Annotated in this window: 19 protein-coding genes and 1 pseudogene; 10 read left to right on the top strand and 10 right to left on the bottom strand. The window is 55.9% G+C overall.

The features are described from left to right. Positions 1-94: 94 nt before the first annotated feature. The gene (locus BQ8290_RS12480) at positions 95-451 is read right to left on the bottom strand and encodes a UrcA family protein (protein ID WP_108790793.1); all 357 of its coding nucleotides are present in this window, start codon (positions 449-451) and stop codon (positions 95-97) included. A gap of 272 nt (positions 452-723) precedes the next feature. Here BQ8290_RS12480 and BQ8290_RS12475 point away from each other — a divergent pair, with 272 nt between their 5' ends. The 3 genes from BQ8290_RS12475 to ppdK all read left to right on the top strand — a co-directional run bounded on the left by BQ8290_RS12475 (position 724) and on the right by ppdK (position 6761). Next, complete coding sequence (locus BQ8290_RS12475; RefSeq protein ID WP_337661387.1) at positions 724-1635, top strand: glycine--tRNA ligase subunit alpha; 912 nt, start codon at positions 724-726, stop codon at positions 1633-1635. Then, positions 1635-3968: a glycine--tRNA ligase subunit beta gene (glyS, locus tag BQ8290_RS12470; RefSeq protein ID WP_108790791.1), complete on the top strand. Its 2334-nt coding sequence runs from the start codon at positions 1635-1637 to the stop codon at positions 3966-3968. Before BQ8290_RS12475 ends, glyS begins: the two co-directional genes overlap by 1 nt. Before the next feature lie 120 nt (positions 3969-4088). Continuing rightward, positions 4089-6761 (top strand): pyruvate, phosphate dikinase, encoded by a 2673-nt coding sequence (gene ppdK, locus BQ8290_RS12465; RefSeq protein WP_108790789.1) that lies wholly within the window; start codon positions 4089-4091, stop codon positions 6759-6761. Here ppdK and BQ8290_RS12460 read toward each other — a convergent pair. Continuing rightward, entirely contained in the window at positions 6744-7544 is an 801-nt protein-coding gene (locus BQ8290_RS12460; RefSeq protein WP_108790787.1) for a methyltransferase domain-containing protein, read from the bottom strand. The genes ppdK and BQ8290_RS12460 overlap by 18 nt on opposite strands. 56 nt (positions 7545-7600) lie before the next feature. On the opposite strand from BQ8290_RS12460, the pseudogene BQ8290_RS15215 reads away from it, so the two are divergent. From BQ8290_RS15215 to BQ8290_RS12440, 5 genes and pseudogenes are all read left to right on the top strand, one after another. After that, positions 7601-7807 (top strand): annotated as a pseudogene (locus BQ8290_RS15215) (double zinc ribbon domain-containing protein); the annotation flags it as partial. Between the two features lie 84 nt (positions 7808-7891). Continuing rightward, positions 7892-8362: a ComF family protein gene (locus BQ8290_RS15210; protein WP_337661511.1), complete on the top strand. Its 471-nt coding sequence runs from the start codon at positions 7892-7894 to the stop codon at positions 8360-8362. A gap of 447 nt (positions 8363-8809) precedes the next feature. Then, positions 8810-9238 (top strand): phosphoribosyl-AMP cyclohydrolase, encoded by a 429-nt coding sequence (hisI, locus tag BQ8290_RS12450; RefSeq protein ID WP_108790783.1) that lies wholly within the window; start codon positions 8810-8812, stop codon positions 9236-9238. Positions 9239-9270: 32 nt separating this feature from the next. Further along, positions 9271-9741, top strand: coding sequence for a MerR family transcriptional regulator (locus tag BQ8290_RS12445; protein ID WP_337661386.1), 471 nt, complete (start codon positions 9271-9273; stop codon positions 9739-9741). A 61-nt stretch (positions 9742-9802) separates the two neighbouring features. Next, complete coding sequence (locus BQ8290_RS12440) at positions 9803-11608, top strand: acyl-CoA dehydrogenase C-terminal domain-containing protein (protein WP_108790781.1); 1806 nt, start codon at positions 9803-9805, stop codon at positions 11606-11608. 80 nt (positions 11609-11688) lie between these two features. On the opposite strand, the gene BQ8290_RS12435 is transcribed toward BQ8290_RS12440, so the two are convergent. The 5 genes from BQ8290_RS12435 to tyrS all read right to left on the bottom strand — a co-directional run bounded on the left by BQ8290_RS12435 (position 11689) and on the right by tyrS (position 16625). After that, on the bottom strand, positions 11689-12465 hold the full coding sequence (locus BQ8290_RS12435; protein ID WP_108790779.1) for an aspartyl/asparaginyl beta-hydroxylase domain-containing protein: 777 nt from the start codon (positions 12463-12465) through the stop codon (positions 11689-11691). A gap of 155 nt (positions 12466-12620) precedes the next feature. Further along, a complete protein-coding gene (gene cysK / locus BQ8290_RS12430) occupies positions 12621-13538 on the bottom strand; it encodes a cysteine synthase A (RefSeq protein WP_108790777.1) in 918 nt (305 codons plus the stop codon). Positions 13539-13557: 19 nt separating this feature from the next. Continuing rightward, positions 13558-14832: an MFS transporter gene (locus BQ8290_RS12425; RefSeq protein ID WP_108790775.1), complete on the bottom strand. Its 1275-nt coding sequence runs from the start codon at positions 14830-14832 to the stop codon at positions 13558-13560. An 82-nt stretch (positions 14833-14914) separates the two neighbouring features. Continuing rightward, complete coding sequence (locus tag BQ8290_RS12420) at positions 14915-15253, bottom strand: PilZ domain-containing protein (RefSeq protein ID WP_337661385.1); 339 nt, start codon at positions 15251-15253, stop codon at positions 14915-14917. A 142-nt stretch (positions 15254-15395) separates the two neighbouring features. After that, on the bottom strand, positions 15396-16625 hold the full coding sequence (gene tyrS / locus BQ8290_RS12415; protein ID WP_108790771.1) for a tyrosine--tRNA ligase: 1230 nt from the start codon (positions 16623-16625) through the stop codon (positions 15396-15398). 93 nt (positions 16626-16718) lie between these two features. On the opposite strand from tyrS, the gene BQ8290_RS12410 reads away from it, so the two are divergent. Together BQ8290_RS12410 and BQ8290_RS12405 are read left to right on the top strand one after the other, a co-directional pair. Continuing rightward, on the top strand, positions 16719-17249 hold the full coding sequence (locus BQ8290_RS12410; protein WP_337661384.1) for a hypothetical protein: 531 nt from the start codon (positions 16719-16721) through the stop codon (positions 17247-17249). Positions 17250-17320: 71 nt separating this feature from the next. Next, positions 17321-18541: an exo-beta-N-acetylmuramidase NamZ domain-containing protein gene (locus BQ8290_RS12405; RefSeq protein WP_108792377.1), complete on the top strand. Its 1221-nt coding sequence runs from the start codon at positions 17321-17323 to the stop codon at positions 18539-18541. On the opposite strand, the gene BQ8290_RS12400 is transcribed toward BQ8290_RS12405, so the two are convergent. The 3 genes from BQ8290_RS12400 to BQ8290_RS12390 are packed head-to-tail and all read right to left on the bottom strand — an operon-like array spanning position 18535 to position 21378. Further along, on the bottom strand, positions 18535-18936 hold the full coding sequence (locus tag BQ8290_RS12400) for a hypothetical protein (RefSeq protein ID WP_108790769.1): 402 nt from the start codon (positions 18934-18936) through the stop codon (positions 18535-18537). The genes BQ8290_RS12405 and BQ8290_RS12400 overlap by 7 nt on opposite strands. Continuing rightward, positions 18936-20189, bottom strand: coding sequence for a lipase family protein (locus tag BQ8290_RS12395; RefSeq protein WP_108790767.1), 1254 nt, complete (start codon positions 20187-20189; stop codon positions 18936-18938). The genes BQ8290_RS12400 and BQ8290_RS12395 overlap by 1 nt, the downstream gene beginning before the upstream one ends. A 4-nt stretch (positions 20190-20193) precedes the next feature. Then, the gene (locus BQ8290_RS12390; protein WP_108790765.1) at positions 20194-21378 is read right to left on the bottom strand and encodes a VWA domain-containing protein; all 1185 of its coding nucleotides are present in this window, start codon (positions 21376-21378) and stop codon (positions 20194-20196) included. Positions 21379-21491 lie beyond the last annotated feature (113 nt).

Genomic DNA, 21491 nt, shown 5'->3' with positions numbered 1-21491 from the left:
TCCGCAATCAAATTGGGAAGGGCAATAGGGGGTGCCGCCCTCATGATCGGAACCTATCGGGGAGAAGGTCCAACCATAAGAGCGGCGGATTGCATCAAGCGCCCGGAGTGTCGGCGTTTGTTGCAGTGGTCGCGCTTGCAAAGCGGGGGCGTTCTGCGTGCGCTTGGTTGATGGCAAAGCGGACGGCACCTTGTGCGGAAGCATAGGCGCTTTCTCTGCAGGCGCGTTCCAGTCGGATCGATTGGCTGTCGCGGCCGCCATTGGCGCAGGCCCGACGAATCTCGGTACGGATGCGGTCATCAAGCCGGGCAATGCCGCGCTGGGTCGACAGATCGAGATCGTCGTGTTCGATTGTCTCGTTGAACTCGGTTGCATTGACAGCGGTCGCGGATGCCACGGCGGGGGTCGTGATGGCGGCAGTTGCGGCGGCGATGATCAGAACGGTTTTCATGGCGTAAACTCCTGGGGAGGAAGAGTGGTTTGTCGTAACAACCTTCCTGAATGTCAGGTTGCCTTTACTTTATGTCGCGATTCGCTGACCATGTCAACAACACCTGACATTTCGTCATGATACCCTGACGTAGAATCGCCGAATTGTGCGGGTTTGGGGGCTGTGGATGGGTGACATGCTGCGCTGCGGCATTGACGCTGAATGGGTCATAAGCCATGGCCGCAAGCATGGAATCAGAGGTCAAAAACTCAACGCACGAATCGGATTCGCCCATGGCAACTGTGGGTCGCGATCCGTCCCGTTCCTTTCAGGACATGATCCTGACCCTGCATGATTTTTGGGCGGATGCGGGCTGTGTGATTTTGCAACCTTATGACATGCGTATGGGCGCGGGCACGTTTCACACCGCAACCACATTGCGCGCATTGGGGCCGGAGCCTTGGAACGCGGCGTTTGTTCAACCGTGTCGCCGTCCAACCGATGGTCGTTACGGGGAGAACCCAAACCGGTTGCAACATTACTACCAATATCAGGTGATCCTAAAACCATCGCCGAGCGACATCCAGGACCTGTACCTGAAAAGCTTGGCCGCGATTGGGATCGACCCGCTGAAACACGATATCCGCTTTGTTGAAGATGATTGGGAATCGCCCACGCTCGGCGCTTGGGGCCTAGGATGGGAGGTTTGGTGTGACGGCATGGAGGTCACCCAATTCACATATTTCCAACAAATGGGCGGCTTTGATTGCAAACCGGTGGCGGGTGAATTGACCTACGGGCTAGAACGGTTGGCCATGTATATCCAAGGCGTGGACAGCGTTTACGATCTGGCCTTCAACCAACACGGCGTAAGCTATGGGGATGTGTTTCTCGAAAACGAAAAGCAAATGTCCAAGTGGAATTTTGAGGTCGCCGAGACCGATGCTCTGTTCGACCTGTTCACCAAGGCAGAGGCGGAATGCCGCAACGCATTGGCGCACGACGTTCCGATTGCAGCCTATGAACAAGCGGTGGAGGCCAGCCACATCTTCAACCTGTTGCAAGCCCGCGGCGTGATCAGCGTCCAAGAACGCGCCAGCTATATGGGCCGGGTGCGGGATTTGGCCCGAGGGTCTTGTGAGAAGTACGCAGAATTGAAAGCGCCTGAATGGGCCGAGAAATATCCGGAATGGAGCCTCATCTAATGGCTGATTTCCTGTTTGAATTGCGCTGTGAAGAGATCCCGGCACGTATGCAAAAAGGTGCGCGCGGCGAGCTGGAAAAGCTGTTTCGCCGCGAGATGGATGCGTTTGGCGTTTCCACAGGCGACCTAACCGTGTGGTCCACGCCGCGTCGCTTGGCGATGATCGTACGGGGACTTCCGCTTGAAACCGAGGCAGTTCGCGATGAGGCGAAAGGTCCTCCCGTTGGCGCTCCCGATCAGGCGGTCGATGGCTTCTGCCGCAAAAACGGCGTGGAGCGCGACAGCCTTGAAGTGCGCGAAGTTAAGGGCCGCGAGGTCTATTTTGCCGTTATTGAAAAGCCGGGCCAATCGGTCGCCGATCTGTTGGCCGCTGCGATCCCATCTATCATTCGCGATTTCTCTTGGCCAAAGAGCATGCGTTGGGGCGATGCATCAATCAGCAATGAGAGCCTGAAATGGGTTCGTCCAATGTCCGGCTTGATCGCGCTGCTCGATGGCGAAATTGTCCCATGCGCCGCCGACGGTTTTGAAAGCGGGCGCACGACAGTCGGCCACCGTTTCCATTCCGCTGGCGAGATCACAATCGCGAATGCCGATGAATACGAAAGCAAACTGCGCGATGCCCATGTGATCGTGGATCACGAAGTGCGCGCAGGGATCATTCGCGAAGGCGCCCGCAAAGCCGCGAAGGCCGCTGGATTGACCGTGGTCGAAGACGAAGGTTTGGTGGTCGAGAACGCCGGTCTGACCGAATGGCCGGTGCCGCTGCTAGGGCGGTTTGAGGATGATTTCCTCGACGTGCCGCCAGAGACGATCCAGCTGACCGCGCGGGTGAACCAGAAATACTTCGTGTGCGAACAGCGCGCGCCGGACGGCACGACATCGCTTGCCAACGCATTCATTTGCACCGCCAACATCGCAGCGGATGATCCCGCCGTGGTGGTGGACGGCAACCGAAAAGTTCTGGCCGCACGCCTCGCCGATGCGCGCTTCTTCTGGGAATTGGACCAGAAGAAGACGCTGGCGCAGCACGCGCAGGGGCTGGAGCGGATTACGTTCCATGAAAAGCTGGGAACGGTGGCCGATAAGGTCGACCGGGTGGCGAAATTGGCGCGCTGGCTGTGCGAAGAGGGGATTGTCACGGCGGACCTCCAAGACTGGAGCACGCGCGAAAGTCTGCCTGATCTGGCCGAACAAGCGGCGCGGCTGTGCAAGGCCGATCTTGTTACCGAAATGGTTGGCGAATTTCCTGAGCTGCAGGGCCTGATGGGCGGATATTACGCCGCAAAAGAAGGTCTGCCGGTCGAAGTGTCAGACGCGATCCGCGATCATTATAAGCCGGTGGGGCAGGGCGATGATGTGCCGACCGCTCCGGTTACGGTGGCGGTTTCACTGGCGGATAAGTTGGATACGCTAGTTGGGTTTTTCTTGATCCAAGAGCGACCAACTGGCTCGAAGGACCCATTTGCCCTTCGTCGTGCTTCGATTGCGTCGATAGTCCTGTTTTTGACGCACAAGCTCCGACTGGATTTGGTGCGAACACTGCTAGAAGCGTTTGACAGTTATCTGACTCAATTTGCGCGACAGCTCGGCCGACTTGCGGAGAAGTTTGCCCTACTTAAGAAATTCGACGCGCTTACTTCGCAACTTGATATCAGAGACGATCAGATCCGGGTCAGGTTTTTTGACAATAGAGTGGTAGACCGTTTTGAAGAACTGGAAGTTCAGTGGGAGGTTTTGGATCGTCCGGGAGATAGTGCGGGCTTGGTAGCGTTTCTCCAAGAAATCCTTTTTAAACAGCACAGAGTGTCGAGAGAATTGAGAGACTTCTTTGCAGACCGCCTCAAGGTCCAACAACGTGAAGCGGGCGTTCGCCACGATCTCATCGACGCGGTGTTTGCGCTCGGCGGCGAAGATGATCTTGTCCGCCTCCTCGCCCGCGTAAAAGCCCTCCAAGCCTTCATCGAAACCGACAACGGTACCAACCTGCTCGCAGGCTACAAACGCGCCGCGAACATCCTGAAAAAAGAGAAGTGGGAAGCGCCGGAAAACCCGTCTGGCAAAGACCTTTCCTACTCGCCGGAAAACGCGGAAAAGGCTCTCATTGATGCTCTTGCCGATGCGGCGCCCAAGGCGGAGGCCGCAATATCCGAGGAGCGGTTTAAAGATGCGATGGCCGCGCTTTCTACATTGCGCGGTCCTATCGACGCTTTTTTTGAGGATGTAACGGTCAATGACGATGATCCAGCAAAGCGCGAAGCCCGACTTAACCTCTTGTCCCGCTTCACAAATGCCGTTGATAATGTCGCCGATTTCAGCCGGATCGAAGGCTGATGACGCGGCTGACACTTTGGCGGATATGGCACCGAAACTTTCTCATCTAGGACCGTGTAACATGCGGTCCATGTCTCGAAATACGTCTCCCTCACTCACAGCCTCAAAAGGGCCCTCTCAATGAGCAATACGGTCTACACCTTCGGCGGAAACGCCCCTCACACCGACGCCCGTCAAAAGGACAAGACGGTCACCGGGGGCAAGGGCGCGAACCTTGCGGAAATGGCGAGCATTGGCCTGCCGGTCCCGCCGGGTTTCACCATCACGACCGAGGAAAGCGTGCGATACCTGCGCGAAGGGGCGGACTTCAGTGATGCACTGCGCGCCGATGTCGCGACCGCGTTGACCCATATCGAAGGCGCAGTTGGTAAGAGCCTTGGCGATGCGGCGGATCCATTGTTGGTTTCGGTTCGGTCCGGTGCTCGTGTTTCCATGCCGGGCATGATGGACACGGTCCTCAACCTTGGATTGAACGATGCAACGGTCGAAGGCTTGGCCAAAACCAGCGGCGATGAACGGTTCGCTTGGGACAGCTATCGCCGATTCATTCAAATGTATTCCGACGTTGTCTTGGGTCTCGATCATGGATTGTTCGAAGAAGCTCTTGAGATCGCTAAAGAAGACCAAGGGTTCTACGCCGACACAGAAATGAGCGCGGACGATTGGCGCAAGCTGGTCGCGGAATTCAAAGCCTTGGTGGAACAAGAGCAGGGCAAGCCTTTCCCTCAGGACGTGACCGAACAATTGTGGGGTGCAATCGCGGCGGTCTTTGACAGTTGGGACAGCGACCGGGCGAAAGTGTACCGGCGTTTGAACGATATTCCCGCCGATTGGGGAACCGCTGTCAACGTGCAGGCGATGGTGTTTGGCAATATGGGCGAAACCAGCGCCACTGGCGTCGCGTTTACCCGCGATCCCGCCACGGGTGAACGCGCCTATTACGGCGAGTATCTCATCAATGCGCAGGGTGAGGATGTCGTCGCCGGCATTCGCACGCCGCAATATCTAACTCTGGCCGCACGCGAAGCCGCAGGCGCGAAACCGCTTTCGATGGAAGAGGCGATGCCGGACGCCTATCACGAATTGGCCCGCGTATTTGACCTGTTGGAAGCGCATTATCGCGATATGCAGGACATCGAATTCACCGTGGAACGCGGCAAATTGTGGATGCTGCAAACTCGTTCGGGCAAACGCACTGCCAAAGCCGCTTTGAAAATGGCGGTCGATATGGTCGGCGAAGACTTGATCGACAAACGCGAAGCAGTGCGCAGGGTCGATCCGATGGCACTTGATCAATTGTTGCACCCGACATTGGACCCAACCGCGCCGCGCAATGTGTTGACCACGGGCCTTCCCGCGTCGCCGGGCGCTGCCGCAGGCAAGATCGTTTTGGACGCCGACACCGCCGAACAATGGGCAGGACGCGGCGACAAAGTCGTCCTTGTCCGGGTTGAAACCAGCCCTGAGGACATTCACGGGATGCACGCAGCGCAGGGCATTTTGACTGCGCGCGGCGGAATGACAAGCCACGCGGCCGTGGTTGCGCGCGGCATGGGCCGCCCATGCGTTTCGGGTGCAAACGGCGTTTCGATTGACCGGGATGCGCGCACGCTCCGTATTGGATCGATGGAATTGAAAGAGGGTGATGAGATCACTCTCGACGGCGCAAAAGGCGAAGTGATGTTGGGCATTGTGCCCACCGTTGAACCGGAACTTGTCGGTGATTTTGGAACACTGATGGAATGGGCTGACGATCTGCGTCGGATGCGCGTGCGCACCAATGCGGAAACTCCCGCTGATTGCAAAATGGCCCGGCAGTTTGGCGCCGAGGGCATTGGCCTTTGTCGCACAGAGCACATGTTCTTTGACGCATCACGCATCAGCGCGGTTCGCCAAATGATCCTTGCCGATGATGAAGCGGGACGGCGTAGAGCTTTGGAGCAATTGTTGCCCGAACAACGTGCGGATTTCACTGCCATTTTTGAAGTGATGACGGGCCTGCCTTGCACGATCCGCCTGCTTGATCCGCCGCTACACGAGTTTCTGCCGACGCGTGATGATGAATTTGCCGATCTTGCCGACGCAACGGGATTGGGTGTCGATCATCTCAAACGTCGCGCCGATGAATTGCATGAATTCAACCCGATGTTGGGTCACCGTGGATGCCGTCTCGGTATTACATATCCCGAAATTTACGAGATGCAGGCGCGCGCAATTTTCGAAGCCGCTTGCGATGTTCAAGCCGCTTCCGGCGAAGCGCCGCTGCCTGAAATCATGGTTCCGTTGGTCGCAACGCGCAAGGAATTGGCGATCCTACGCGCATTGGTCGAACGGGTGGCCGATGAAGTGTTCGCAGAAAAAGGCACCAACGTCGCCTATCTCGTGGGCACGATGATCGAATTGCCGCGCGCCGCTTTGATGGCCGGAGAAATTGCCCATGAAGGGGCGTTCTTTAGCTTTGGCACCAATGATCTTACCCAAACAACATTGGGTGTGAGCCGGGATGATTCCGCCCGCTTCCTCGCGCCGTATGTTGATCAAGGGATTTTCCCACGCGATCCTTTCGTAAGCTTGGATGTCGACGGTGTTGGTCAATTGGTCGAGATTGCCGCCGAACGAGGTCGGGCCACACGCGAAGGCATCAAGCTTGGCATTTGCGGAGAACATGGCGGCGATCCCGCCAGCATCGCATTCTGTGAAAAGGTCGGCTTGGACTACGTTAGCGCGTCGCCTTATCGAGTGCCTATTGCTCGCCTAGCAGCGGCGCAGTCGGCGTTAAGTTCCGGCGAGTGATCGTCGGCCCGTAAGGGTAACGATTTCAAAGCTTTCGGCTACTTTCCCATCGGGATCCGCCGCCTCCGAAAACGCGTTTTGGGCGCGGCGCAATCCTGCCTTTCCAATCGCTGGCGGTTGGTCTGCGAGGACACCAGTTAATCCCTGTTCGCGCAAGTCGTGGATCAGCCGGTCCATTGCGGAGTACCGCGCGGTGATTGTGTGAGTGTCCACAACTGGATCATTCCATCCCGCGCGTTGCATCAATTGCGGTGCTGCGCGTGGATCGACCAAGGGGTGTATCCGCGCTGCGGGCCGATCACCATCCGCCGCCAGCATGGCCGCGCGCAATTGGGGTAGGCTGGCCCCACCAACAAAGCTGGCGATCATCAATCCACCCGGTCGCACTGCATTGCGCATATGGATCAATGCACCGGGCAAATCGTTGACCGCGTGCAGGAGCCCGATGACGGCTACAAAATCGAACCCTGTATCGGGATAGGGTTGCTCTGGATCGATCCGTTCACATCCGGGGCGATCGAAAACATCACCTTCGACCACGCTGTCATCGTTGCCTTGGCCAAACGTCCCGCGCAAATGGGGCGCAAGCGTTTGCGTGTATTCGCCCAATATCAAACTGCGCGCCGGTTCATAGCGAACGAAGCTCAACCGTTCGATCACATCTTCAACAGCGTCTTCAACGACGAAGCGCGCGCAATCGCGATTGCGCAGGGCCGCCATCCGACGACGCCTTTGCTCAAGACGGGAAGCGTCAAAAATGCGGGGCACTTGAATGGTAGTCATCGCCAGTCCCACTGCCGCGCTTGCGCGGGGTGCGCAAGGGGTGCACACCAACAAGTATGGGCTGGAGGTCGCATCTTGCCGAGGGTTTGGCGCCAGTTATCGATCTGGTTTACCCGCCGCGCTGTCCACTGTGCGGCGACGCTTTGTTGCAACAAGGCGGGTTGTGCGCAGACTGCTGGAGCAAGTTGGAGGTGCCCGGGGATCCATCCTGCTCATCATGCCAACGGCCCATGGGCACGGTTGCCATTAGCCGGTCCGATCAATGTTTCGAATGCACAAATGATCCACCGCGCCATAGCGGAGTGATTGCCGCCACAATCTACAACGATGCCTCGAGAAAATTGATTTTGACGTTCAAACATGGCGGCAAAATTGCGTTGGCGCCGCTGTTGGGTCAATTGCTCGCGACGCGCATGCCTATTGATCCCGATTGCGATCCGCCTTTGCTAATCCCGGTGCCGTTGCATCGGTGGCGCATTTGGAAGCGTGGTTTCAACCAAGCGGCATTGTTGGCGAATGATCTCGCAAAGCGTGGGAAGGGCGACGTATTGGTAGATGGTCTGGTGCGGCGCAAACAAACACCAAGTCTGGGTGGATTGAGTCAGGAAGAGCGGAATAAAGCGTTGGAAGGAGCGATTGCCGTCCGTCGCGGAGCGCGGGCGCAGATCGCCGGACGCGCCATTATCTTGGTCGATGATGTTTTGACGAGCGGCGCGACCAGCTCTGCGTGTGTCGGCGCGCTGTTGGATGCCGGCGCCGCGAATGTCACCATTGCGTGTTTCGCTCGCGTCGCAAGCGGCTCAACCAGCAGCGATTGATAAACGGACCGCGCACAAAGCAGGTGAAGTGAAACAGGTCATTTGGAAGCGGGCGACCCAAAAAGTGAAACGCCCGAGGCCATTACAGCCCCGGGCGCCACGTGACGAATTGGTTTGGAACCGCTCTTAAAGAGCTCAGATGGCGACCCCCTAACTTCGCCATCAGGATCCGATCCCGTATCGTTCAACTGATCACTCCAACACCCCGCTGTTGGCTCTGATCAATCACCCCCTGAACCTGGCATCTTAGTGATACCTTTGTCTGGTGGTTGAGCATTTGCACACTCAATAACGCCGTTGTTTCATTCCTCTTACCGATGGTGAAGTGGAAAGGCGTTCTTGTTGAGATTTTGACGTGCATCTGTTGTTATCCTGCAACAAACCACCGCAAAGGATGAACCACCCACCGCTGAAAAGTGCTAGGGAAGGGCATCTAGGAGTGCTTCATTGTCCGATTCTCAACCATCTTCCTCCGCCACGTCACGTTCGCTGCTTTCATCACAAGAGATTGAGCAGGGAACACATTTTGCGCCCAAGTATGATTCTGCGGGATTGCTGAGCGCCGTCGTCGTCGATGCTGTGTCTTCAGAAGTCTTGGTTTTGGCCTTCATGAACGAAGAGGCACTGCGCAAAACACGCGAGACTGGCAACGTCCATTTTTGGTCCCGTTCAAGACAATCGCTCTGGTTGAAGGGAGAGACATCGGGAAACTTCCTGAAAGTGGAAGAGATATTGGTCGATTGTGATCAGGATGCTTTGGTCATTCGTGCACGCCCTGCGGGACCGACATGCCACACTGGGGCGGTGAGCTGCTTCTACCGAAGGTTAGAGCCAGGTGCAGATGACGCTGCCGCTCTCGTAAAGGTCAAGACTTGACGCTCACGTAAAGGTAAGGTAGTTCGTGATGCATGGCTACTGCATCTGATCACACATCCAACGAAACCGGGACTAGGGAAAAAGGCGTGCAGCGTCGCAACGGCGCGCATCTGGAACGCCCTGATAAATTGAGCCGAGAGCAATATTCGATCTCTGATTTGACATCGGAATTCGAATGCACGGCGCGCGCTTTGCGTTTTTACGAAGACGAAGGCTTGATCAGCCCGGCACGTATCGGCCTTACGCGAGTGTATTCCAAACGGGATCGCACACGGCTTGCGTGGATTATGCGCGCGAAGAATGTTGGGTTTAGCCTGACAGAAATTCGCGAGATGATCGATTTGTACGATCTGGATGATGGCCGTGTTGAACAACGCCGGGTCACCGTCGAAAAGTGCAAAGAACACATCGCAAAACTTAAGGCGCAACGCGCCGACATCGATTCGTCGATCAAGGAATTGACCGGTTTCGTCACCGAAATCGAAGAGCTCGATCTGGGCTAGTCCGTTCCAACACCTATAAATTTTCACGTTTTTCATTTCACGCTCAGAAGGGAATGCCCTGATGCCAACTTACACCGCTCCCACCCGCGACACGCGTTTTGTCGTCAATGAAATGCTAGATCTGGCCAGTTACGGAAATCTTCCTGGTTTTGAAAACGCCACGCCAGACATGATCGAAACAGTCGTGAACGAAGCGGGCAAATTCTGTTCAGAAGTGCTCGCCCCGATCAACCAAATCGGTGATGAGCAGGGCTGCACCCGTCACGAAGACGGATCGGTCACAACCCCCGATGGCTTTAAAGAAGCATACGAAGCCTATGTAGAAAGCGGTTGGGGCACGTTGGCCAAGTCGGAAGAATTCGGCGGGCAGGGCCTCCCTCACGTTTTGGGTTTCGTGGTTGAAGAGTTCACCGCCACCGCAAACCAAGCGTTCGGTATGTATCCCGGCCTAACCAATGGCGCTTCGGCCGCTATCGAAGCCGCCGGTTCGCAAGAGCAAAAAGAAACATACTTGCCCAAGATGATTTCGGGCGAATGGTCGGGCACGATGAACCTGACAGAGCCGCATTGCGGTACCGATTTGGGCTTGATCCGCACGAAAGCGGAACCCAATGCCGACGGATCGTACGCTATCACGGGCACCAAGATTTTCATCTCCGCCGGTGAACACGACCTCACCAGCAACATCATCCACCTTGTTCTGGCCAAGACACCGGGTGCTCCGGACAGTTCAAAAGGCATCTCTCTTTTCATCGTGCCGAAATTCATCCTCGATGAAAACGGTGAGCCGGGTGAGCGCAACGGCGTGTCATGCGGTTCGATCGAAAAGAAGATGGGCATCCATGGCAACGCAACCTGCGTCCTCAATTATGATGGCGCCACCGGTTTCATGGTTGGCGAAGAGAACAAAGGCCTCGCCGCGATGTTCGTTATGATGAACGCGGCCCGATTGGGCGTCGGTATGCAGGGCCTCGCGCAAGCGGAAGTTTCGTATCAGAACGCTGTGACCTACGCGATTGACCGTCGTCAGGGCCGCGCATTGACCGGCCCGGCCGAAGCGGAAGAGAAAGCGGATCCGATCTTTGTTCACCCCGATGTGCGCCGGATGTTGATGGATGCCAAAGTCTTCAACGAAGGGATGCGCGCATTGTGCCTTTGGGGTGCTTTGCAAGTTGATCTGACGCACAAAGCCCAAACCGAAGAAGAGCGCCAAATGGCCGACGATCTGATTGGGTTGATGACACCGGTGATCAAGGGTTACGGCACCGACAAAGGCTATGACATCGCCAACAACATGCAACAGGTTTACGGCGGCCATGGCTATGTAAGCGAATGGGGCATGGAGCAGTTTGTCCGCGATAGCCGGATCGCCATGATCTACGAAGGCACCAACGGCGTACAAGCCATGGATCTTTGCGGACGTAAGCTCGCCAGCAAAGGCGGTCGCGCTGTTCAAGCGTTCTTCAAAATGATCGACGATGAAATCGCGTCTGCGAAAGCGGATGAGGCCTTGGCTCCGCTTGCTGATAAGCTTGATAAAGCACTGGGTGAGCAGAAAGCCGCGACGATGTGGTTCATGCAAAACGCCATGGCCAACCCGAACCATCTCGGTGCGGGTGCACATCATTACATGCACATCATGGGCATCGTGACGCTCGGCTTCTTCTGGCTGAAAATGGCCAAGGTCGCAGCGGCCGCTTTGGCCGAAGGCACCACGGATAATGCGTTCTATGAAGCAAAAATGACGTCTGCGTCCTATTATGCAGAACGCTTTTTGCCCGATGCAGGGGCTCTGCGGCGCAAGCTGGAAGCAGGCAGCGACCAGATGATGGCGCTTCCTAAAGAAGCTTTCGCAACCGCAGCCTGACGGGTACCCGGTTCGTCATGTAGAAGAGGCCCGGTTCTGGGGGGAACCGGGCCTCTTTTTATGTGCACCGAACATACGGTCTAAAGTTCTCCGCGCTCCGATTTGGCGTAAACCTCTTCCCAATCCCTCAGATTTCTTTTTGCGTCCGTCACGAATTGGCTGCGCCGAACATACGCCAACGAGCCAGCGGCGATCCATTTGCCCGGAGGGGCCAAGGGGCGCTCCACCTGACACAGTAGAACAATCCGGGTTTCATCGGTGTCGTTGCGCACTTCGTGTTCATATGTGTCGTCAAAGACGGTCCACTTGCCTTCGTCCCAATGCAGACGTTGGTTATCGACCCGCATCCAGCAGTTTTCCCGATCACGCGGTACGGAGAGGCCAAGATGCGCGGTGATGATCGCTTTGGTCACACCGCGATGGGGTACAATCACCGCCCCCGGCGCCAAGATAGAGAAAAACGCGGAATTGAGGCCCGGAATGGTTTCGATCAACGCGGCAGTTTTGGGGGCTCGGGCAAGATTGCCTTCTTCGCGGTGCCCGTATCCGATGAGGAAAAAGCTGCGCCAAGAATCGTTTTTCATAATTCGCCGGTGGTCCGGCGAAATTTCCCTTAGCGGAGGAATGGCGTCCCGGTGTTTAAACACGGCGAGGGCTTCCGCCCGAATGTCATGCCATTTAGCCGTAAGGGCGTTGGTCCAACTGAATTGAGAAGGATCCAGAACAGGATCGTTGGAAATGAGAGAGCTGCGCGCGATCAAACGGTTTGCCGTGTGCCGCTGCTTCTTGGCAAATCGGTAATGCAATGGACGACTTCGATCTTTCGAAATCAGCCCAAACGCATTCGACCAGCCCATCACTGCCTCCGTTCAATTGCATCCAATGATGCCTGAAAACCGGGCAGCCTCCTTGCACAAATTGGACAAATTGGGGGAGGGTGGGAATGGCATTGTGCCCTGCCGATTTGGCCATTGCGGACCGCATCGGCAGGGCACAGTGCCAAGTTGGATCATTACACCGGCAAGAAGTCGGGCACCGACAAATACCGTTCGCCGGTGTCGTAGTTAAAGCCCAAGACCCGGCTGCCTGCGGGCAATTCGGGCAATTTCTTGGCGATAGCGGCTAACGTTGCTCCGCTAGAAATGCCGACCAACATACCTTCTTCCGCGGCGGCCCGGCGGGCCATATCTTTGGCCGCTTCGGCGGCAACGGCGATGGCACCGTCGATCGCACTCGTATGCAAGTTGCCGGGAATGAAGCCTGCGCCAATCCCTTGGATTGGGTGCGGGCCTGGTTCGCCGCCATTGATTACTGGCGATGCTTCGGGTTCCACCGCATAGGCTTTGAACCCGCTCCAATGTTCCTTCAACGCCTCGGCGCAACCGGTTAGGTGACCGCCGGTTCCAACGCCCGTGATCATCGCATCAATCGGCGTGTCGGCGAAATCGGTTAGGATCTCTTGCGCAGTCGTGCGCGCGTGCACAGCGGGGTTGGCACCGTTGTCGAACTGACTGGGCATCCATGCACCGTCGGTTGTTTCGACGATCTCCGTCGCGCGACCAATCGCCCCCTTCATCCCTTTTTCTTTCGGGGTCAGATCGAATGTAGCGCCATAGGCCAACATCAATCGGCGCCGTTCAATCGACATCGATTCCGGCATGACTAAGATCAATTTGTACCCTTTGACCGCGGCGACCATCGCCAATCCGATGCCGGTGTTGCCGCTGGTGGGTTCAACGATCGTTCCGCCGGGTTTCAAATCGCCTTTCGCTTCGGCGTCTTCAACCATGGCCAAAGCGATGCGGTCTTTGATCGAGCCACCGGGGTTTGATCGCTCCGATTTCAACCACACTTCGTGGTCAGGAAACAAACGTGACAACCGAATGTGGGCGGTGTTGCCAATCGTCTCGAGAATGTTTGCAGCTTTCATTTCAGGCCTCCTGAGATTTTCATTCTGATTGTCGTTCTATCAGATGTTCTGGCGGATCGAAGCTCTTCGTTGTCCGCAACACTGGGAATATTCGGCTCCAGACCAAAACGGTTACAAGCGCGCCGGCACCGCCCGCGACAATCGCCCCGACCGGACCGATAATATAGGCAAGGCTGCCCGAAAATGCATCGCCGCCTTCATTCGAAGCGCTAATTGTCATCATGCTAACCGATGACACCCGCCCGCGTTTGTCATCGGGGGTGTGCAATTGGATCAGCGATTGTCGGACATAGACGCTGAACATATCCGCTGCGCCGATGATGAACAGCATGGCGAGGCTCAAGGTAAGGCTGGTCGAAAGACCAAATAGGATCGTGGCCACGCCGAACACGCCGACCGCACCCAACATTTTGGGCCCGACCTGCGTTTTGAGGGGACGGAATGAGAAAAAGATCGCCGTCACCAACGCACCCGCCGGAGTGGCCGCCGCCAGCATTGCGAGCCCGTTTTCGCCAACTACCAAAATGTCGCGCGCGAACACCGGGATCAACGAATTGGCACCGGCTAGAAAAACCGCAAACAGATCAAGGGTGATCGCGCTCAAGACCATTTTGTTGCGAATGACATAGCGCAACCCATCGATGATTGCACCGATAGGACGTTGATCCGCGCGCATCGCGGGCTGGGGCACTTTGCCCACCAACGCCAAGGCAATTCCCGCGATCACAAACAACCCAGCGGCAACGATATAGGGTAGGGCGGGCTCTTGCGCGTACAACAACGCTCCGATCGCCGGACCAACCAACATGCCAACCTGCCATGAGATTGATGACAGCGCGATGGCGGTCGGCAAGATCGCCTTTGGCACCAGATTAGGGGAGAGCGCCGATAAAGCAGGGCCAGCAAATCCGCGCGCAACGCCCAGAACAATGGCGATCCCAAACAGAATGGGGAGGGTGACCATGCCTGTCATGCTGAAATAAGCAAGGATGACGGCGCAAGCCAACTGCATCGCAATTGTGATCAGCCCCAACATCCGCCGGTCAAACTTGTCGGCAGCAAGACCGGTAAACGGTGTAAGAATGAACAAGGGCAGAAATTGGAGCAGGCCAATGATCGCGAGGGTCCCGGACCCTTCTGCGACGTTCATGCCACTGTCGCGCGCAAGATTGTAGGCCTGCCATTGGATCACAATCAGCATGGCGTATTGCGCCAATGTCACCGCCAAACGACACACCCAATAGGCGCGGAAATTGTGGAATTGAAATGGATGGGTGGGTTCTAAATCGCTCACCCAAACGCCATGACAGGTGCGATGCACACTGCCAAGCTTTCACCCCATCAGATTGGTTCAGATCTTTTAGAAGGTCGTCAGATTACCGATCGCGGCGAAGGCGCGGGTTCGGTTGCAATGTGTCGATAATCGCCACAAAATCATCAAGTCGGATGATCCGTTCAAATTGAAATCCAGCACGCGCATCGCGGGTCCAGATGACATAGGCTTCAATTCGGCCAACAACCGGCAAACGAATTATGACTCGATCGCCGCGATCAAGTTTACCTGCATCATCAACCATAAAGCCATGTGCAGAAATATTGCAGACATGGAGGTTCAAATCACCATGGGCGAAATGTTCAACGATCACCGGAAAATCCACCGGATGACGCGCCGCGCGACGCATATCAGTTACGCTAAGACTTGCTCCAGCAGACACAGTCCACACCCCTTCTTGGTTTGACCCTACCCAAACTTACGCTGGGTACCTGTCACTAATGCGGGGTAAAGGCTGATAATTCGTAAAGTTTTGTCTCAATCCTAACCGGGATCTCGAACATCAAACGCAAGCGCAGCACGTATCAACGCGTAATTAGGCCGTGTTTCTTTTTGCCCAGGCTGAGTTTTAGGCTGGCTCCGGCATGTGCAACCACGACGTATCCAGCGTCTAGGATGGTGTCGCCATCGATCTTTACCGCGCCCTCGGCAATCTTGCGCTTTGCCTCCTTATTGGATGCCGTAAAGCCAATATCCGTCAACACTGCGCCCAACCGCATTCCGGATTCGCCGACGGCTAAGGTCGGTAGATCATCACCCGCTCCGCCTTCTGTAAATGTATCGCGCGCGGTGATCTCTGCGCCCTCTGCTGCGTCCTCACCGCGAACCATCTTCGTCACTTCATTGGCAAGAATGACTTTGGCGTCGTTGATTTCCGCGCCTTCCAACGCTTCCAATCGAGTAATTTCATCCAATGGTAAATCGGTAAACAGGCGCAGGAACCGTCCAACATCACGGTCATCGGTGTTGCGCCAATATTGCCAGAAATCATACGCCGGCAATTGCTCTTCGTTTAGCCAGATGGCGCCATCGACGGATTTGCCCATCTTTGCCCCATCGGCGCGAGTGATGAGCGGCGCGGTAAAACCATAGACTTCGCGGCCGTCAATGCGGCGGTTCAACTCGATCCCGTTGACGATGTTGCCCCATTGATCACTGCCGCCCAATTGCAATTGGCAATCATAGTCGCGCGCCAAAACGAGGTAATCGTAAGCTTGCATGATCATGTAATTGAATTCGAGGAAGCTCAGCGGCTGTTCCCGATCCAAACGGGTTTTCACCGAATCAAAACTCAACATCCGGTTGATAGTGAAATGCGGGCCGACATCGCGCAGCAATTCAATATAGCCCAGCTTGCTCAGCCAATCATCGTTGTTGATTAGGATCGCACCGCTTTCACTTTCATCAAAGCGCAGAACGCGTTCAAAGCTACCCTTGATAGACGCGATGTTCCCCGCAAGCCGTTCGTCGGTCATCATTTGGCGCGTTTCATCTTTGCCCGATGGATCGCCGACTTTGGCGGTGCCGCCGCCCATGATTACGATCGGGCGATGGCCGGATTGCTGCAACCGGCGCAGCAACATGATCGACGCAAGGTTGCCGATATGGAGCGAAGGGGCCGTAGGATCGAAGCCGACATAGCCGGTGATAACCTTGCGTTTGGCAAGCGCATCAAGCGCCGCAGCATCGGTTATCTGGTGCAGGTGGCCGCGCGCTTCCAAAAGGCGCAGCAGATCGGATTCGTATTTGCTCATAGCCTAACCGCTTAACAGTGTGCGTTGACCGCTTCTAGTGGCTTACGCACCCGATGCTTGCTCAACGTGTCTTGCTGCGCAATAGATGCCGATATGCAACCGCTTATGCTTCACAAATCCTGCGATCTCGGCCCCATCAAAGCTGTAACCGCACGCGTTCATTCCACCCCCACCGGGTGTCAGGCCGAATTTCGCCTCGATGGGGCAGTGGATGCAATCACCCTGCCTCCTGAAGGGCCCTCGCTGCGCACCGATGACCTATGGAAAACCACCTGTTTTGAGATTTTTTGGCAGCCGATCGGCGGCACTTGGTACCGGGAATTCAACCTGTCGCCGTCGGGTCGGTGGGCAGCGTATGATTTTGATGCGTTCCGCAAGGGTATGCGTGATGCCCCGGTTGACGCCATTTCATTGAGTTGCGGTAAATCGGTGACGAATGGTCAGGGTGAGTTGGTTTTGAAAGCGAACATTTCCGCAGAATTGCCCGTTCCTGCTCAGGTTGCTCTCAACGCTATTGTCGAACACGCCGATGGCGGTCTTCAATTTTGGGCTCTTGCCTTTGGCCCTGGCAAAGCGGAATTTCATTCCGAAGCATGCCGCCAGATCATCGTTGAGCGTGACTAAACCGTCGACAGGCGCAAAAGCAATTGCGTTTGGCGCTGGGCTGTTCCACTTCGCTTTCTATGACTTCTTCTGTGAAATTCGGAATCGACCGGCTCCTCGCTGATCCTGCTCTGCTTAAACAATTGGAGGGGCGTCGCGTCGGCCTCGTCGCGCATCCGGCGAGTGTGACGGAGGATCTAACGCATTCGCTGGACGCGTTGATCGCGGCCGGTGTCAATGTGACCAGCGCCTTTGGGCCGCAGCACGGTCTTAAAGGCGATAAGCAAGACAATATGGTTGAAACCTCTGACGAGGTGGACGCGCAATATGGTATTCCGATCTTTTCGCTATACGGGGAAGTGCGCCGCCCAACCGGGCAAATGATGTCGAGCGCGGATGTCTTCCTCTTCGACCTTCAGGATCTGGGATGTCGCATCTACACCTTTGTTACCACCTTGCTCTATCTGCTTGAAGAAGCAGAGAAAGTTGGAAAGGAAGTGTGGGTCCTTGATCGACCAAACCCAGCAGGGCGGATAGTCGAAGGTACAATGCTTGTTCCAGGACATGAAAGCTTCGTGGGAGCAGCCCCGATGCCAATGCGGCATGGCCTGACATTGGGTGAAATGGGCCATTGGTTCGTCGAACATTTCGACTTGGATGTTTCTTACAAAGTGGTGCCGATGGAAGGGTGGCGTCCTGCCTCCGGGAATAAGACGGTCGGGTCCGGCTATGGCTGGCCCGCCGATCGGGTTTGGATCAACCCTTCGCCCAACGCCGCCAGCGTCAATATGGCGCGGTGTTACGCCGGGACCGTGATGATCGAAGGCGCCAGCGTGTCAGAGGGCCGCGGGACCACGCGGCCATTGGAGGTCCTGTTCGGCGCTCCTGACATCGACGCCAAAGCGGTGATGGCGGAGATGAAGTCCTTTGCGCCGGAATGGTGCGCCGGTGTGCGCGTTCGCGATTGCTGGTTCGAACCGACTTTCCACAAACACGCAGGAAAGCTCTGCAATGCTTTGATGTTGCACGCAGAAGGGCCGGATTATCGCCACGATCAGTTCCAACCGTGGCGGTTGCAGGCGCTCGCGTTCAAGGCGATCCGGCGGCTTTATCCCGATTATGATCTGTGGCGGGGGAAAGACTTCAAATATGAATACACCAATGATGTGCTTGCGATTGATGTGATCAATGGTGGCCCGTCACTGCGCGAATGGGTTGATGATGCCGATGCGGGGCCGGACGCGCTAGACGCGCTGGCATCGCACGATGAGGCGACATGGGCGCAGGCCGTGCGGGAACATGTGATTTATTGATCCACAGCGGCGAGAGGAGCATCTCTCAATGCGGTCCATGATCCCAACGCAAAGGCGGCAAAGCCAACGAGGTTGATGGCAATCGCAAGGACCCAAGCGAGCTGCGAGGCGTAGTCGGTCGGACCGGCAATCACATGTTTGAGAACGCCGCCAAGCAACAACAGCACTGTGACTGTTGGCGCGAGAAAACGGTATGCCAAAAGCCAACCTTTCAAGCCGATCAACGTCACCGTGGTGAATGCGATGACGGCCCCCATGGCCGAAAGGGTGGTGGCCTGATCGCCGGCATATCCGGTCTGAGAGTGGGTCAAAGAAAACAGGCTAAGGCAATTGTAAATTGTCGCCATCGCAAACCACGCCAGCTGGCCGTATAGTGCTTTATTGAATAATGGCATTATTGCTCACAGGTGTTCGCTACCTTGCCGTCGGATAATACCAGCCTAGCAAAATCTTGAGCGCCTTGCGTGGATTTCAATAATCCTTGATTGTGGTTGGCGCCCTCGTAGGTCACAGCATTGATCGTCGCTCCAGCGGCGCATGCGTCGGCAAGAAACTCCTGTTGCATGAAGAAGGGCGTGATTTTGTCGGCCGTGCCCGATCCTGCAAAAACCGGCGTGTCAAAATCAAGGTTATACAAATTCGCGCGCGAAAACACTTGCATAAGTGGGACTTCGACCCGGGATACGAAAGTAGTGCTATTGGAAAGCTCGGCTTCCTGCGTGTTGGCAACAAAGTCGAACACGCAGGTTTGACCGATCTGCTCCACGACCGGCCTTGCTTGATCAGTAAGCACCGGGTCCAGCTTAAAATCGGGATCCAACATTTCAGCAAAGGTTAGCATATACAAAGATAAACTGAGCGATGCGGAGGCTTCGTCGCGGTCAGAATTGGCGACCAGCTCCCAGATGACTGGCGCTGAAAAATGTGGAATGCCTGTGGCTATAATGCCTGCAAGATCAACGTCGGGCGCGTAGGAATTGGCATAGCTTGCGCTCGCGATTGCACCGGTCGCCCCTTGGGATTGCCCTGCAATCACTAAGCGAGCCGACAATGGCACATCGCTCGCCTGAAGGGCCCTCGCCAAATCCAGATTATTATACGCCATTGTGCGCGCATCCATGTATGGGTGCGTTCCCGGTGTGCCGAGGCCCTGATAATCAGACGCCGCAATCGCAAACCCCTGTTCAAGCCAAGGGTTGAGGTAGATCGGATCACGCTCACCCCGACCAGCATAGGAAGGCGCGCAGACATCGCCGATGCCAACGGTGCCATGCGACCAAATCATCAGCGGCCACCCCCCTTCAGGCGGTTCGCCTTCGGGCAGATATAGTGCGCCAGAGACGGGCGTGATCGCTTCGGCCCCAAGTCCATCGGTCGAACTGTATAGAAGGCGAATGTTTGCACCCGCGCTTTCTAGGATGGAATTGCCACTGAGATCTTCTTGCCGGATCATCACGCCCGGTTCAGCGGGCATGCGTTCGGGTGGCGCATAAAACCCTGACAAGACAGTGTCGCCGCGCGACGGCGCTTGAGAGGGTGGCAAGACAGTAGGCAAGTGAACTGCGGTCCACAGCCAAATGGCAAAAAATAGCAAGAGAGTTACGAGCAGCCCAAGAATAACCAGGCCGCCTTTGAGGGCAATTTTCACCTGATCAATGCCCCTGCTTGCGGCTCAGCTCCCGCATTGCATCGTCCAAGCCATCGAGTGTCAGGCCGTACATCCGGTCGTTCACCAGCTCTTTCATCATCTTGGTAGATTGCGAATAGCCCCATTGCTTTTCGGGCACGGGGTTTAGCCATACGGTCGCGGGGTAGGTGTCGGTGACGCGTTTCATCCACGCGACGCCGGCCTCTTCGTTCATATGTTCGACACTGCCGCCGGCATGGGTGATTTCATAGGGGCTCATCGCAGCATCGCCCACAAAGATCACTTTGTAATCATGGCCGTATTTGTGCAGCACGTCCCATGTTTTGGTGCGTTCTTGCCAGCGGCGTTTGTTGTCTTTCCACACGCCTTCGTAGAGGCAGTTGTGGAAGTAGAAGAATTCAAGGTTTTTGAATTCTGCCGTTGCCGCGCTGAACAGTTCTTCGACCAGTTTGATGAAGGGGTCCATGGATCCGCCAACATCAAGGAACAACAGCAATTTTACCGCATTGCGGCGTTCGGCGCGCATGTGAATGTCGAGCCAACCTTGCTTTGCTGTGCCATCAATCGTCGCATCCAGATCAAGCTGGTCCTGAGCCCCTTCGCGGGCAAAACGACGCAAACGGCGCAGGGCCATCTTGATGTTGCGCGTGCCCAGCTCTTTGGTGTTGTCGAGGTTCTTAAACTCGCGCTTTTCCCACACTTTGATCGCGCGCTTGTGCTTGCTTTCGCCGCCAATGCGCACGCCTTCGGGATTGTAGCCGGAATTACCGAACGGGGATTTGCCCCCAGTGCCGATCCATTTGCTGCCGCCTTCGTGGCGCTTTTCTTGTTCGGCGAGACGTTCTTTCAACGTCTCCATAATCTTGTCCCAATCGCCAAGAGATTCAATCTCGGCCATTTCCTCTTCGGTGAGGAATTTCTCGGCGACGGCTTTCAACCAATCTTCGGGAATATCGACCGGGTTTTGACCGTAATCGGTCATGATCCCTTTGAACACTTTGTGGAACACTTGATCGAACTTATCGAGCATCCCTTCGTCTTTCACAAAGGTAGCGCGGCTGAGGTAATAAAATGCCTCAGGCGTTTGTTCGATGACGTCTCTATCGAGCGCCTCAAGCAGCGTCAGATGTTCTTTGAAGCTCGCGCCAATGCCGGATTCGCGCAGCTCGTCCATAAAGTTGAAAAACATACCTTGTTTCTAACCGCGATTGTCGCCTCTTACCACCCCTTTCGCCCTGCCTGTTCGCTGCATGGAAAGGCATCAAAGTAAGGCATCCGTGGGATCGCTTAAAGGTTCGCTAA

Origin of the sequence: Erythrobacter sp. Alg231-14 (assembly GCF_900149685.1) — a bacterium.
Classification (GTDB): Bacteria; Pseudomonadota; Alphaproteobacteria; order Sphingomonadales; family Sphingomonadaceae; genus Erythrobacter.
This window is presented reverse-complemented; position numbering and strand designations above follow the sequence as displayed.

Excerpts from the sequence above, each read along its gene's own strand:
- BQ8290_RS12480 (WP_108790793.1), bottom strand. The coding sequence starts at position 451 with ATGAAAACCGTTCTGATCATCGCCGCCGCAACTGCCGCCATCACGACC.
- BQ8290_RS12475 (WP_337661387.1), top strand. The coding sequence starts at position 724 with ATGGCAACTGTGGGTCGCGATCCGTCCCGTTCCTTTCAGGACATGATC.
- glyS (WP_108790791.1), top strand. The coding sequence starts at position 1,635 with ATGGCTGATTTCCTGTTTGAATTGCGCTGTGAAGAGATCCCGGCACGT.
- ppdK (WP_108790789.1), top strand. The coding sequence starts at position 4,089 with ATGAGCAATACGGTCTACACCTTCGGCGGAAACGCCCCTCACACCGAC.
- BQ8290_RS12460 (WP_108790787.1), bottom strand. The coding sequence starts at position 7,544 with ATGACTACCATTCAAGTGCCCCGCATTTTTGACGCTTCCCGTCTTGAG.
- BQ8290_RS12445 (WP_337661386.1), top strand. The coding sequence starts at position 9,271 with ATGGCTACTGCATCTGATCACACATCCAACGAAACCGGGACTAGGGAA.
- BQ8290_RS12440 (WP_108790781.1), top strand. The coding sequence starts at position 9,803 with ATGCCAACTTACACCGCTCCCACCCGCGACACGCGTTTTGTCGTCAAT.
- BQ8290_RS12435 (WP_108790779.1), bottom strand. The coding sequence starts at position 12,465 with ATGGGCTGGTCGAATGCGTTTGGGCTGATTTCGAAAGATCGAAGTCGT.
- cysK (WP_108790777.1), bottom strand. The coding sequence starts at position 13,538 with ATGAAAGCTGCAAACATTCTCGAGACGATTGGCAACACCGCCCACATT.
- tyrS (WP_108790771.1), bottom strand. The coding sequence starts at position 16,625 with ATGAGCAAATACGAATCCGATCTGCTGCGCCTTTTGGAAGCGCGCGGC.
- BQ8290_RS12410 (WP_337661384.1), top strand. The coding sequence starts at position 16,719 with ATGCAACCGCTTATGCTTCACAAATCCTGCGATCTCGGCCCCATCAAA.
- BQ8290_RS12400 (WP_108790769.1), bottom strand. The coding sequence starts at position 18,936 with ATGCCATTATTCAATAAAGCACTATACGGCCAGCTGGCGTGGTTTGCG.
- BQ8290_RS12390 (WP_108790765.1), bottom strand. The coding sequence starts at position 21,378 with ATGTTTTTCAACTTTATGGACGAGCTGCGCGAATCCGGCATTGGCGCG.